This is a genomic window from Gordonia sputi NBRC 100414 (assembly GCF_000248055.1).
Taxonomy (GTDB): Bacteria; Actinomycetota; Actinomycetes; order Mycobacteriales; family Mycobacteriaceae; genus Gordonia; species Gordonia sputi.
The window spans coordinates 33,460-47,254 of record NZ_BAFC01000133.1; the positions used below are offsets into that span (position 1 = coordinate 33,460).

The 13,795-nt window shown below is 64.4% G+C and carries 8 protein-coding genes; all 8 read left to right on the forward strand.

What is annotated here, in order from left to right:
- The first annotated feature begins 1 nt into the window (after nucleotide 1).
- Nucleotides 2-1,057 (forward strand): MCE family protein, encoded by a 1,056-nt coding sequence (locus GOSPT_RS21865; protein ID WP_005209189.1) that lies wholly within the window; start codon nucleotides 2-4, stop codon nucleotides 1,055-1,057.
- Nucleotides 1,054-2,370 (forward strand): MCE family protein, encoded by a 1,317-nt coding sequence (locus GOSPT_RS21870; RefSeq protein WP_005209191.1) that lies wholly within the window; start codon nucleotides 1,054-1,056, stop codon nucleotides 2,368-2,370. The genes GOSPT_RS21865 and GOSPT_RS21870 overlap by 4 nt, the downstream gene beginning before the upstream one ends.
- A complete protein-coding gene (locus GOSPT_RS21875; protein ID WP_005209193.1) occupies nucleotides 2,370-3,704 on the forward strand; it encodes an MCE family protein in 1,335 nt (444 codons plus the stop codon). Before GOSPT_RS21870 ends, GOSPT_RS21875 begins: the two co-directional genes overlap by 1 nt.
- Nucleotides 3,705-4,982 carry an MCE family protein gene (locus tag GOSPT_RS21880; RefSeq protein WP_005209195.1) on the forward strand — a complete coding sequence of 426 codons (1,278 nt, stop codon included), beginning with the start codon at nucleotides 3,705-3,707 and terminating at the stop codon, nucleotides 4,980-4,982.
- 81 nt (nucleotides 4,983-5,063) lie between these two features.
- Nucleotides 5,064-5,720: a hypothetical protein gene (locus GOSPT_RS21885; RefSeq protein ID WP_005209196.1), complete on the forward strand. Its 657-nt coding sequence runs from the start codon at nucleotides 5,064-5,066 to the stop codon at nucleotides 5,718-5,720.
- Complete coding sequence (locus tag GOSPT_RS21890) at nucleotides 5,720-6,832, forward strand: hypothetical protein (protein WP_005209198.1); 1,113 nt, start codon at nucleotides 5,720-5,722, stop codon at nucleotides 6,830-6,832. Before GOSPT_RS21885 ends, GOSPT_RS21890 begins: the two co-directional genes overlap by 1 nt.
- Nucleotides 6,833-7,428: 596 nt before the next feature.
- Nucleotides 7,429-10,926 (forward strand): DNA-directed RNA polymerase subunit beta, encoded by a 3,498-nt coding sequence (gene rpoB / locus GOSPT_RS21895; RefSeq protein WP_005209199.1) that lies wholly within the window; start codon nucleotides 7,429-7,431, stop codon nucleotides 10,924-10,926.
- 79 nt (nucleotides 10,927-11,005) lie between these two features.
- A partial coding sequence (gene rpoC / locus GOSPT_RS21900; protein ID WP_005209202.1) for a DNA-directed RNA polymerase subunit beta' occupies nucleotides 11,006-13,795 on the forward strand: 2,790 nt, incomplete at its 3' end.

The window sequence follows — 13,795 nt, forward strand, 5'->3', positions numbered from 1 at the left end:
CATGGCAGACGGAACAGCCCAGAAGAAGCCGGGGCACAAGCGATTCGGTGGGCATCGCAGCCCCGTCAGTATCGGTGCGATCGGTATCCTGATCCTGCTCATGATGGCGGTGTCGGCGTTCTACCTGACCTCGTTGCCGCTCGTCGGTGCGGGTGCCCAGTACACGGCCAAGTTCACCGAGGCCGCCGGGCTCCGCAAGGGCGCCGAGGTGCGCGTCGCGGGCGTGAAGGTCGGTGAGGTCAGCGACGTCTCGCTCGACGGCAACCGCGTTGACGTGAAGTTCCGCGTGACCAACACGTGGATCGGCGATCAGACGCAGGCGTCGATCCAGATCAAGACGGTGCTGGGGCAGAAGTATCTGTCGCTCAACCCCCGTGGCAGCAAGATCGCCGACCCGAGCGTCGCGCTCACCGATACGGTGTCGCCCTACGACGTGATCGAGGCGTTCTCCGACGCCGCCGACTCGGTCGAGACCTTGAACACCGATCAGCTCGCGACGTCGATGAAGGCGATCTCCGACACGTTCTCCGGAACGTCGGGCGATGTCGGACCTGCGCTCGAGGGCGTCACGCGTCTGTCGCAGACGATCGCCAGCCGCGACCAAGAGGTGCAGAAGCTCCTCGAGGCGACCAAGAGCACGTCGAAGATTCTCGCCGATCGCAACCAGGAGTTCGTGAAGCTGATCGCGGGTGCAGGCCAGTTGCTCGACGAGCTCAACAACCGCCAGAAGAACATCTCGGCGTTGCTGAAAACGACGACGGCACTGAGTGATTCGCTGAGCGGGATCGTTCGGGACAACGAGGCTCAGATCGGCCCGGCGCTCGACTCGCTGAAGGGCGTCAACGATCTGCTCAAGGAGCAGAACAAGAACCTTCAGGACACGATCACGTACATGGCGCCGTTCTATCGCCTCTACGCGAACGTGCTCGGCAACGGTCGGTGGTTCGAGTCCGTGGTGACCAACCTCCTGCCGCCTGCACTGCCGCAGCAGAACACGACGCGCCTGCCCAACAAGCAGGCGAACCAGAACAACGGTGGAACGGAGGCAACCGGATGACCACCCCGGATCTGTCCAAGACCTCCGGTCCCGGACGTTGGTTCACCCCACGCCACATCGTGATCATCGTGCTCGGGTTGATTCTCGCGCTGATCGTCGCCGGTGCGCTGTGGTGGGTCTTCAGCTCGATGGGGACCACCAAGATCAACGCGACGTTCGCGCGGACCGTCGGTATCTACAAGGGTTCCGACGTCCGGGTTCTCGGTGTGCCCGTCGGCAAGGTCGACTCGGTCACCCCCGACGGCCAGACCGTCAAGGTGACGATGACCGTCAACCGCGGCGTCGACCTCCCCGCCGACGTGCGTGCGGTTCAGGTGATCCCGTCAGTGGTCGCCGACCGTTACGTGCAGCTGACACCCGCCTATTCGGGTGGTCCGAAGGCGCCGCGCAACATCACGCTGACCGAGAAGCAGACGATGGTTCCCGTCGAGGTCGACAAGATCTACGAGAGCGTCGAAAAGCTGTCGAAGGCGTTGGGTCCCAACGGAGCCAACAAGGACGGCGCGGTCAGCGACCTCGTCGCGGTCGGCGCGCAGAACCTCGAGGGCAACGGCGCCAAGCTCGGCGATGCCATCGAGAATCTGTCCAAGGCGACGACGACGCTGTCGGACTCGCGCGGCAACATCGTCGACACCGTCAACAACCTCGACGTGTTCGTCGGAGCGTTGAAAGAGAACGACTCCCAGGTACGCCAATTCAACAACCAGATGGCGTCGTTCAACACGTTCCTCGCGGGGGAGCGGCAGCAACTGTCGGCCGCGCTGAACAAGCTGTCGATCGCGCTCGGCGACGTCGCGACGTTCGTCGCCGACAACCGCGAGCAGATCGGCCAGACCGTCAACGATCTCAAGCCGACGACCCAGGCGCTCGTCAACACTCAACAGAGTCTCAAGGAGACGCTGACCGTGCTGCCGCTGACGATCAACAACCTGATCAACGCGTACGACGCGGAGTCGGGCACGATCGCCATGCGTCTCACGCTGCCGGACCTGCAGGACCCGACACAGTCGACCTGCCAGTTCCTCGACCTCGGTGCACTGCTTCCGGGCAATCCCGCGGCAGATCAGTTCAGCGACACGCTCAAGCCGTTCATCAACCAGTGCAAGACAATCGGTAAGCAGATCACCAACGACGTGCTCACCCCGATCCTGCCGGTGTTGCCGTTCGGCATCATGAGCAACAACAAGCTGCAGAAGTACCCGGTGCCGGGAACTGTTCCCGGGACACCCGACCCGCAGGCGAATCCGGGCCCGGCGACCAAGACGCCTGCATCGGCGAAGCCGTCGGCCGCACCACGGTCGGGAGGTAACTGATGACTCGGCGTCTCAGTCGGTTCGTTCCGCGCGCGTGGCGTGGGGTCATCGCCGCGGTGGTGGTCCTGACCGCGATGCTGACGGTCGCGGGCTGCGGGTCGAATGGTATCCAGTCGATCCCGCTGCCCGGCGGCGTCGACGTCGGCGACAACCCGCGCACCTACAAGATCCAGTTCTCGAACATCCTCGACCTGGTTCCGCAGTCGGTGGTCAAGCGTGACGGTATCCCCGTCGGGCGTGTGACCAGCGTCGAGATCCCCAAGAACGAATGGTTCGCGCTGGTCACTGTCAAGGTGAAGAACGACATCGATCTGTCCGATCAGGCCGGTGCCGCGGTGCAGCAGACGTCGCTGCTCGGCGAGAAGTTCGTCGCCCTGACAGAGCCTGCGAACAGTGCGTCGTTGCCACGCCAGGACCAGTCGACGGCGATCCCGCTGGATCGCACGCGTACCGCAACCGATATCGAGCAGGTGCTCGGCGCACTGTCGATGCTGCTCAACGGTGGTGGGATCAACCAGCTCGAACCGATCGTGACCGAGCTCAACAAGGCGCTCGACGGTCGTGCCGACAAGGTCCACGACCTGATCGGCAACGCCAGTTCGCTCGTGGCAGGTCTCAATCGCCAGCGCGACTCGATTCTCGCGGCAATCGACGGCCTCGACAGGTTGTCGGACAGGGCCGCCGCGCAGACGACGCAGATCGACCGCATCCTCAAGGAACTGCCTGCAGGTGTGGCGGTGCTCGAGGAGCAGCGTCCGCAGTTCGTCGACCTGCTGACCAAGCTCGACAAGCTCGGTCAGGTCGGCACCGATGTTCTCGGACGGTCGCACGATGCGTTGATCACCGATCTGAAGGCGCTGCGTCCCGTGCTCACAGAGCTCGCGAAGGCTGCCCCGGATCTCATCACCGCGGCACCGCTGATGCTGACGCACCCGTTCCCGGATTCGTTGCTGCCTGCTGTTCAGGGCGACTCGACGAACCTGTTCATGACGCTCGACCTGCGGCTGTTGAACCAGCTCGAGGCGTTGGGAGTCGGACAGGGGACGCCGAAGTACCAGCCGTCGCAGCGTCACAGCGTTCCGGTGAATCAGAGCAACCCGTACATCAACGGGAACGGCCCGCGCTACGGCTGGCCGACCATCACGTTGTTGCCGCCCGCTCCCAATGCGACACCGGGTCCGAACACACCACCGTCGGGTGGCCGCTATCCGGCATCGGCGACGGTCCCGCGCGGCAGTGGGGCGTCGGCGGCCAAACCCGCCAACTTCCCGGCGCCGGCGTCGAGTGACCAGAGGTTCATCGATGGTCCGCTGAAACTCCTGGGGGTCGGATAGATGATCAGCAGACTCGCGAAGATCCAGCTCATCTTGTTCGTGGTCGTCGGCCTGGTCGCGATCGCCTTTGTCGGCGCCAAGTACGCACGACTCGACAAGACGGTCGGCATTGGCACGTACACGGTGACGGCGTCGCTGAAGGATTCGGGCGGCATCTTCACCAATGCCGAGGTGACCTACATGGGCATCCCGGTCGGTCGTGTCGGCAAGCTCGAGCTGACCAAGACCGGAGTGAACGTCGCACTCGTCATCGACTCGAACTCGCCGCAGATCCCGGCGGATTCGGTCGCGGTGATCGCGAACCGGTCGGCGATCGGTGAGCAGTATGTCGACCTGCAACCGCAGTCGACGGGCTCGCCCTACCTCGCCGACAACTCGACGATCACGCGGTCGTCGGTTCCGCCGCCGCTCGAAGACGTCGTGTCGTCGGCGATCGACTTCACACAGTCGATCCCGATCGACGACCTGCACACGGTCATCACCGAGCTCGGCAAGGCGTTCAACGGACAGTCCGAGAACCTGACGCGGCTCGTCGACTCGCTCGGCAAGCTCTCGCGCGCAGGTGTCGACAATCTCGACCAGACGATCTCGCTGATCAACAACGCCAACGTCGTGTTGGCAACGCAGGCCGAGCAGTCCGATCAGATCCTCGCGTGGTCGCGCAGCCTTGACCTGGTCACCGCGACGCTCGCGGCGTCCGACCCGGACCTGAGGCGATTGCTCACCACCGGAACGACGTCGGCGACGCAGATCTCGAATCTGATCCAGAAGAACGGCGGCGACATCGGCAAGGTTGTCGGTCAGCTCTCCGAGGTTGCACGCACGATCGAGCCCGCCGGCTATATGACGAACGGAACGTTCGCGATGCTGTCGGCGCTGTCGGCGGGTAGCCATTCACCTGCGCCCGGCGATGGGCAGATCCACTTCGGCATCGTGCTCGAGACCAATAACCCGGCGGCATGTACGCGTGGCTATGAGTCGACCGACGCCATGATCGACCAGATCCGTAAGAAGGACCCGACATTCGATATCCGCTACGACGAGTTCCCGTTCAACACGCAGGCGTCCTGCGACGTCCCGTTCGGAAATCCGACCGGTGTGCGCAGCGCCAAGCGCGTGGAGTACGCGAACCCGAATATCACCCAGCCCTGGGATTCGACCCCGAAGAAGGATCCGGACAAGCTGAATCTGACCCCGTTGGCCACGCAGCTGGCGGCAATGATGGGCGTCCGTCCGGTCAAGCCGGGCGGGTTCGGAACCGACGGATTCGGTGGCTGACCTGCGAGAGCGCCACGTCGTCGACGATGTGCGTCGATCGAATTGGCTCTCTCTCAGGTGTGCTCGATACAGTGACGCGCGATGACCACCATGACTGATCCGACAAAGGCGTCGGAGCCGACGAATGCCAACGACAGCACGTGGCGTAGTCACCCGCTCGTCGGTGTGCTCGCTATCGTCGCGGTGCTTGCGGCCGCCGCGTGCGTCGCCTTCTTCGGCTACCGCGCCTACGAGGCGTACTTCGTCGAGAAGCCGATCCAGACCGCGCGCGACGAGGCGGTGTCGGGTGCCGAGCAGGCGATCATCAACGTCACGACCGTCGACCCCAAGAACACCGCCGATTGGAAGCGTCGCGTCGACAGCTCGTTGACCGGCAAGGCCAAGGAGCAGATCACGGCGCAGGACGTGACGACGCTCAATCAGCAGATCACGCAGGCCGGGCCACAGGCTGCGACGCTGACGTCGCGGCTCAAGCGCTCAGCTCCGACCGAGGTCAATGCCGACGCAGGCACTGCCAAGGTGCTGATCTACGTCGACGCCACGGCCAAGCGCGAGAACGAGGCGGGCGTCACCCAGACGATGGGCTTCTCGGTCAGCATGACCAAGACGGACGGCACCTGGAAGGCGTCTAACATCTCCCCGCTCGATGGGATCAGCGTCGACGACCCGGGACAGTCCGGCTCTGGGAGTCAGCAGTCCGGCCAGCAACCCAGTCAGCAACAGGGAGGGGGGAACTGATGGTACGTCCACCGCGCAAGTCGGGTAACGGCCCGTTCCGTCGACCCTCCGCCTACCGGCCGCGCGTCGCAGGCCGTGGCCGTACCTCGGCCACCGGCGAGCCGCAGACGCCCGAAACGACCGAGAGCCCTGAGGCCACGGAGAGCCCTGCGAACGCGGGGACTCCTGAGGCCACAGAAAGCTCGCCGGTCAAGGACGTTTCCGCCGAGAGTGCCGACAGTAGCGCCGAGAGTGCTGACGGCGCCGGGCGGGGCACCGCTGACGCGGCTGTCACTGCCGACGGTGCCGAGGACAGCCTCGAAGGCACTCAGGACAGCGCCGAGGGGACCGCAGAACCCGTCGCCGAGGCCGCCGACGCTGCAGAGCCCGTCGCCGACTCCACCGAGGCCGCCGACTCCACCGAGGCCGCCGACACCACCGCGGGCGGTGGGCTATCGCTCACGAAGTCCGACGGGGGTGCCGCGGAAACCCGGCCGACCGCAAAGACTCGACGTGTCGCACGCGTGTCGACCATCAAACCCAACACCTCGTCGAAGACTTCGACGACAGAGGCGTCGTCGGATCAGGATTCGAAGAAGCGTCGGGTCGGGTCGCCGACATCGCTTCTGAGGCTGAGCCGTCGCACGCTGACGGTCCTCGGAGTCGTCACCGGCGTCCTGGTGATCGCCGCAATCGTGCTGGCGCTGCACCCGGGCGCGACGATCGGCCCCAACAAGGCATTCGTCGACCAGGCCGCCACCACCGAGCTGGTGTCACAGGCACAAACCAAGGTCTGCACGGCCAACTCCGCGAACGGAACGAAGTTCGACGAATGGTCGAACAAGGCGAGAGCCGGCCTGACCGGGGAAGCGCTCGCACAGTTCAACAAGCAGGTCGCGCCGCTCAAGCAGGTCATGGAGCAGGCCAAAGCCACCACCGACTGCCAGATCGACGCGATCGGCGTTCGTGAACTCACCGGCAGCGGCGACGATTCACGAGCCGTCATCGTGGTCAACATGGTCCTGTCCGGCACCCAGAACGGCGTACCGACGCAGAGCCTCACCCCGCGCTACCAAGTGAACATGGAGAAGCAGGGCGACTCGTGGCTGATCGCCAAGGTCGCAGATATCTGATTTTTTTGCGCGGCTCGTGGCTGCGCCTCGTGCCCCGTTCTTCCTCCTCATCGCATCGTCGCTTCGCTCCTCGCTCTTCGTCGTGCAGAACGGGGCGGCGCCGCCACGAGCCGACGCTGGCCCATCGTCGCTACGCTCCTCGCGTGAACCGGCGCTGGTCGCTTCACGACGCCCAGGGCAGCCGTGTGGCCAGCGCGTGTTCTACGCGCGACGGGGTGCTGAACTCTTGCCGCAGCGAGCCCGCCAACGCGGCATCACGCAGGTGAGGCGCTAATTTTCTTGCACAAATTGGCGCGTACCGCTTGACGTGGCGGCGTTGGCGGGCCAATCTGTCACCAGCGATTGCAGCGCGGGCAGCCACCAGTGCGAAATCGTTTCCAGACGCTACTTGACAAAGTGCGTCTATTTTCTGCTACAGTTGGACGTTGCGCTGGCTGCCTCCTGTCCATCTGTCGATTCTCCTTCTGGCCACATTCTCCTCTGGTGTGTGCATGGTGATCGCGATCGAAGGTTGTCACCAGCGAACGGCCCACCAAGCCACTTAGCGCTTGTTGCACACACCGCTAGGCAGAACCCTCGTGTTGGAAGGACGCACCTTGGCAGTCGATCGCCAGTCCACCTCAACCACCATCCCGAATGCGCCGCACCGCGCATCGTTCGCGAAAATCAGCGAGCCTCTGGAGGTACCGGGCCTCCTTGATCTACAGCTCGATTCCTTCGAGTGGCTCGTCGGCTCCCCCGAGTGGCGCGCCAAGGCCATCGCCCGTGGCGAAGAGAACCCCGTCGGCGGACTGGAGGACATCCTCCACGAACTGTCGCCGATCGAGGACTTCTCGGGGTCGATGTCGCTTTCCTTCTCCGACCCTCACTTCGACGAGGTCAAGGCCTCCGTCGAGGAGTGCAAAGACAAGGACATGACCTACGCGGCGCCCCTGTTCGTCACCGCGGAATTCATCAACAACAACACCGGTGAGATCAAGTCGCAGACCGTCTTCATGGGCGACTTCCCGATCATGACCGACAAGGGCAGCTTCATCATCAACGGCACCGAGCGTGTCGTCGTCTCGCAGCTCGTCCGCAGCCCCGGCGTCTACTTCGACGCCTCCATCGACAAGGCCACCGAGAAGACCCTCCACACCGTGAAGGTCATCCCGGGCCGTGGCGCGTGGCTGGAGTTCGACGTCGACAAGCGCGACACCGTCGGTGTGCGCATCGACCGCAAGCGTCGTCAGCCGGTCACCGTGCTGCTGAAGGCTCTCGGCTGGACGAACGAAGAGATCAGCGAGCGCTTCGGGTTCTCCGAGATCATGATGTCGACCCTGGAGAAGGACAACACCGCCAACCAGGACGAGGCGCTGCTCGAGGTCTACCGCAAGCTGCGTCCGGGCGAGCCCCCGACCCGCGAGTCGGCTGAGAACCTCCTCGAGAACCTGTTCTTCAAAGAGAAGCGCTACGACCTCGCACGTGTCGGTCGTTACAAGATCAACAAGAAGCTGGGCCTCACCGACAACCCGATGACGGGCGAGTCGGTCCTGACCCGCGAAGACATCGCCGCGACCGTCGAGTACCTCGTGCGTCTGCACGATTCCGACCCGCACACCGTGTCGCTCGCGAAGGTCGCCGGACCCGACGGCCTCGACGTCCCGATCGAGGTCGACGACATCGACCACTTCGGCAACCGTCGTCTGCGTACCGTCGGCGAGCTCATCCAGAACCAGATTCGCGTCGGCCTCTCGCGTATGGAGCGCGTCGTGCGTGAGCGCATGACGACCCAGGACGTCGAGGCGATCACTCCGCAGACCCTGATCAACATCCGTCCCGTCGTGGCGGCGATCAAGGAGTTCTTCGGAACGTCGCAGCTCTCGCAGTTCATGGATCAGAACAACCCGCTGTCGGGTCTGACGCACAAGCGTCGTCTCTCGGCTCTCGGCCCCGGTGGTCTGAGCCGTGAGCGTGCGGGCCTCGAGGTCCGCGACGTCCACCCGTCGCACTACGGCCGCATGTGTCCGATCGAGACCCCTGAGGGTCCGAACATCGGTCTGATCGGATCGCTCTCGGTGTACGCGCGGGTCAACCCGTTCGGCTTCATCGAGACGCCGTACCGCAAGGTCGTCGACGGTGTCGTCACCGACGACATCCAGTACCTGACCGCGGATGAGGAAGACCGCTTCCTCATCGGCCAGGCGAACACCAACTTCGACCTCAACGGAACCATCACCGACGATCGCGTGCTGGTCCGTAAGAAGGGTTCGGAGGTCGAGTTCGTCGGCGCGACCGAGGTCGAATACCTCGACGTCTCGCCGCGACAGATGGTGTCGGTCGCGACCGCGATGATCCCGTTCCTCGAGCACGACGACGCGAACCGCGCCCTGATGGGTGCGAACATGCAGCGTCAGGCCGTGCCGCTGGTCCGTAACGAGTCGCCGCTGGTCGGCACCGGTATGGAGCTGCGCGCGGCGGTCGATGCCGGCGACGTCATCGTCTCGGGCAAGACCGGTGTGATCGAAGAGGTCTCCGCCGACTACATCACCGTGATGGCAGACGACGGCACCCGCGACACCTACCGGATGCGCAAGTTCGCGCGTTCCAACCACGGCACGTGCGCCAACCAGCGCCCGATCGTCGACGAGGGACAGCGCGTCGAGGCAGGCCAGGTCCTGGCCGACGGTCCGTGTACCGAGAACGGCGAGATGGCACTGGGTAAGAACCTGCTCGTGGCGATCATGCCGTGGGAGGGTCACAACTACGAGGACGCCATCATCCTGAGCCAGCGGCTCGTGGAGGAAGACGTACTCACCTCGATCCACATCGAGGAGCACGAGATCGACGCCCGCGACACCAAGCTCGGTGCCGAGGAGATCACGCGCGACATCCCGAACGTCTCCGATGAGGTCCTCGCCGACCTCGACGAGCGCGGCATCGTGCGTATCGGTGCCGAGGTCCGTGACGGCGACATCCTGGTCGGCAAGGTAACCCCGAAGGGCGAGACCGAGCTGACCCCGGAAGAGCGTCTGCTCCGCGCGATCTTCGGTGAGAAGGCTCGCGAGGTTCGCGACACGTCGCTCAAGGTGCCCCACGGTGAGACCGGCAAGGTCATCGGTGTTCGCGTCTTCAGCCGCGACGACGACGACGATCTCGCTCCCGGTGTCAACGAGCTGGTCCGCGTGTACGTGGCCCAGAAGCGCAAGATCCAGGACGGCGACAAGCTCGCAGGCCGCCACGGCAACAAGGGCGTCATCGGCAAGATCCTCCCGCAGGAGGACATGCCGTTCCTGCCCGACGGCACCCCTGTCGACATCATCCTGAACACCCACGGTGTTCCGCGTCGTATGAACATCGGTCAGATCCTGGAGACCCACCTCGGGTGGATCGCCAAGACCGGCTGGAACATCAACGTCGCGAGTGGTGTGCCCGACTGGGCGTCGAAGCTGCCCGAGGACATGTACTCGGCCGAGCCCGACACCAACACCGCAACCCCGGTGTTCGACGGCGCCCGCGAGGAGGAGCTGACCGGACTGCTGTCCTCGACGCTGCCGAACCGCGACGGTGAGGTCATGGTCAACGGCGACGGCAAGGCGACGCTGTTCGACGGTCGTTCCGGCGAGCCGTTCCCGTACCCGGTGTCTGTCGGCTACATGTACATCATCAAGCTGCACCACCTGGTCGACGACAAGATCCACGCTCGCTCCACCGGTCCGTACTCGATGATCACCCAGCAGCCGCTCGGCGGTAAGGCCCAGTTCGGTGGCCAGCGATTCGGTGAGATGGAGTGTTGGGCCATGCAGGCGTACGGCGCTGCCTACACGCTGCAGGAGCTGCTGACGATCAAGTCCGACGACGTGGTCGGCCGCGTCAAGGTCTACGAGGCCATCGTCAAGGGCGAGAACATCCCCGAGCCGGGCATCCCCGAGTCGTTCAAGGTGCTCCTCAAGGAGCTGCAGTCACTCTGCTTGAACGTCGAGGTGCTGAGCTCCGACGGTGCGGCGATTCAGATGCACGACACCGACGACGAGGATCTCGAGCGCGCAGCCGCGAACCTCGGCATCAACCTGTCGCGCAACGAGTCGGCCACCGTCGACGACCTCGCGAACTGATCTCGCTGCCGCCGGTCACGGAGTTTCCGTGACCGGCGGCCAACGGCCCTTTATTGACAGAGCTCTGGAAAGGTAACAAGTGCTCGACGTCAACTTTTTCGACGAACTGAAAATCGGTCTTGCAACGGCCGACGATATCCACAACTGGTCGTACGGCGAGGTCAAGAAGCCGGAGACCATCAACTACCGCACGCTCAAGCCTGAGAAGGACGGCCTGTTCTGCGAGAAGATCTTCGGACCTACTCGCGACTGGGAGTGCTACTGCGGCAAGTACAAGCGCGTGCGCTTCAAGGGCATCATCTGCGAGCGCTGCGGCGTCGAGGTCACCAAGGCCAAGGTGCGCCGTGAGCGGATGGGCCACATCGAGCTGGCCGCGCCGGTCACCCACATCTGGTACTTCAAGGGTGTACCGAGCCGCCTGGGCTACCTGCTCGACCTCGCGCCGAAGGATCTCGAGAAGATCATCTACTTCGCCGCATACGTCATCACCTCGGTCGACGACGAGCTCCGCCACAACGAGCTCTCGACGCTCGAGGCGGAGATGGAGGTCGAGAAGAAGGCTATCGCCGATCAGCGCGACGCCGACCTCAACGAGCGTCAGCAGAAGCTCGAGGCCGACCTCGCCGAGCTCGAGGCCGAGGGTGCCAAGGCCGACGTGCGCCGCAAGGTGCGCGACGGTGGCGACCGCGAGATGAAGCGGATGCGCGACGCAGCACAGCGTGAGCTCGACGCTCTCGAAGAGCTGTGGGACAAGTTCGTGAAGCTCTCTCCCGGCGATTTGATCATCGACGAGAAGCTCTACCACCAGCTGCAGGACCGCTACGGCGAGTACTTCACCGGTGCCATGGGCGCCGAGGCGATCAAGAAGCTCCTCGAGACCTTCGACATCGACGCCGAGGCCGAGTCGCTGCGCGAGACCATCCGCAGCGGTAAGGGCCAGAAGAAGCTGCGCGCGCTCAAGCGACTCAAGGTCGTCGCGGCGTTCCAGCAGTCGGGCAACTCGCCGCTGGGCATGGTTCTCGACGCCGTGCCGGTGATCCCGCCGGAGCTGCGTCCGATGGTGCAGCTCGACGGTGGCCGCTTCGCGACCTCCGACCTCAACGATCTGTACCGCCGCGTCATCAACCGCAACAACCGCCTCAAGCGACTGATCGACCTCGGTGCCCCCGAGATCATCGTCAACAACGAGAAGCGGATGCTGCAGGAGTCGGTTGACGCCCTGTTCGACAACGGCCGCCGCGGCCGTCCGGTCACCGGACCGGGCAACCGTCCGCTCAAGTCGCTGTCTGATCTGCTCAAGGGCAAGCAGGGGCGTTTCCGTCAGAACCTGCTCGGTAAGCGCGTCGACTACTCGGGCCGTTCGGTCATCGTCGTCGGCCCGCAGCTCAAGCTGCATCAGTGTGGTCTGCCCAAGCTGATGGCTCTCGAGCTGTTCAAGCCGTTCGTGATGAAGCGCCTCGTCGATTTGAACCAGGCGCAGAACATCAAGAGTGCAAAGCGCATGGTCGAGCGTCAGCGCCCGGCCGTGTGGGACGTCCTCGAAGAGGTCATCGCCGAGCACCCCGTGCTGCTCAACCGTGCTCCGACGCTGCACCGCCTGGGCATCCAGGCGTTCGAGCCGCAGCTCGTCGAGGGCAAGGCCATTCAGCTGCACCCGCTCGTGTGTGAGGCGTTCAACGCCGACTTCGATGGTGACCAGATGGCCGTGCACCTTCCGCTGAGTGCGGAGGCGCAGGCCGAGGCGCGCATCCTGATGTTGTCGTCGAACAACATCCTGTCGCCCGCGTCGGGTCGCCCGCTGGCCATGCCGCGTCTGGACATGGTGACCGGTCTGTACTACCTGACCACCCTCAAGGAGGGCGCGGCAGGCGAGTACACCCCGGCAACCGACGACGACATCGAGCGTGGCGTCTACTCGAGCCCGGCTGAGGCCATCATGGCCGTCGACCGCGGTGCGCTCACCGTGCAGTCGCGCATCAAGGTGCGTCTGACCGATCAGCGTCCGCCTGCCGACATCGAGGCCGAGCAGTTCCCGGATGGCTGGAAGTTCGGTCAGCCGTGGGACGTCGTGACGACGCTGGGGCGCGTGCTCTTCAACGAGCTGCTCCCCGTCGAGTACGCGTATGTCGACGAGCAGATGCCGAAGAAGCGTCAGGCTGCGATCATCAACGATCTCGCAGAGCGCTACCCGATGATCGTTGTCGCGCAGACCGTCGACAAGCTCAAGGACGTCGGCTTCTACTGGGCTACCCGTTCGGGTGTCACCGTGTCGATGGCCGACGTGCTCGTGCCGCCGGCCAAGGCTGAGATCCTCGAGCGTTACGAGGAGCGGGCCGACGGACTGGAGCGCAAGTTCCAGCGTGGTGCTCTCACCCCGGATGAGCGTCGTGACGCTCTGGTCGAGATCTGGAAGCAGGCCACCGAGGAAGTCGGTAAGGCCATGGAGGACTACTACCCCGACGACAACCCGATCACCATGATCCCGAAGTCCGGCGCGACCGGAAACATGACGCAGGTGCGAAACCTGTCGGGCATGAAGGGTCTGGTGACCAACCCGAAGGGTGAGTTCATCCCGCGTCCGATCAAGTCCTCGTTCCGCGAGGGTCTGACCGTCGCCGAGTACTTCATCAACACGCACGGTGCTCGTAAGGGTCTGGCCGACACCGCACTTCGTACGGCCGACTCGGGTTACCTGACCCGTCGTCTGGTCGACGTCAGCCAGGACGTCATCGTCCGCGAGACCGACTGTGGCACCGAGCGCGGCATCAACGTGTTGCTCGGCGAGAAGCAGCCGGATGGTTCGATCATCCGCGACGCGCACGTCGAGACCTCGGCGTACGCCCGCACCCTGGCCGCCGACGCGGTCGAC

Coding starts and splice junctions, on each gene's coding strand:
- GOSPT_RS21880 (WP_005209195.1), top strand. CDS start 3,705: ATGATCAGCAGACTCGCGAAGATCCAGCTCATCTTGTTCGTGGTCGTC.
- GOSPT_RS21870 (WP_005209191.1), top strand. CDS start 1,054: ATGACCACCCCGGATCTGTCCAAGACCTCCGGTCCCGGACGTTGGTTC.
- GOSPT_RS21885 (WP_005209196.1), top strand. CDS start 5,064: ATGACCACCATGACTGATCCGACAAAGGCGTCGGAGCCGACGAATGCC.
- GOSPT_RS21865 (WP_005209189.1), top strand. CDS start 2: ATGGCAGACGGAACAGCCCAGAAGAAGCCGGGGCACAAGCGATTCGGT.
- GOSPT_RS21890 (WP_005209198.1), top strand. CDS start 5,720: ATGGTACGTCCACCGCGCAAGTCGGGTAACGGCCCGTTCCGTCGACCC.
- GOSPT_RS21875 (WP_005209193.1), top strand. CDS start 2,370: ATGACTCGGCGTCTCAGTCGGTTCGTTCCGCGCGCGTGGCGTGGGGTC.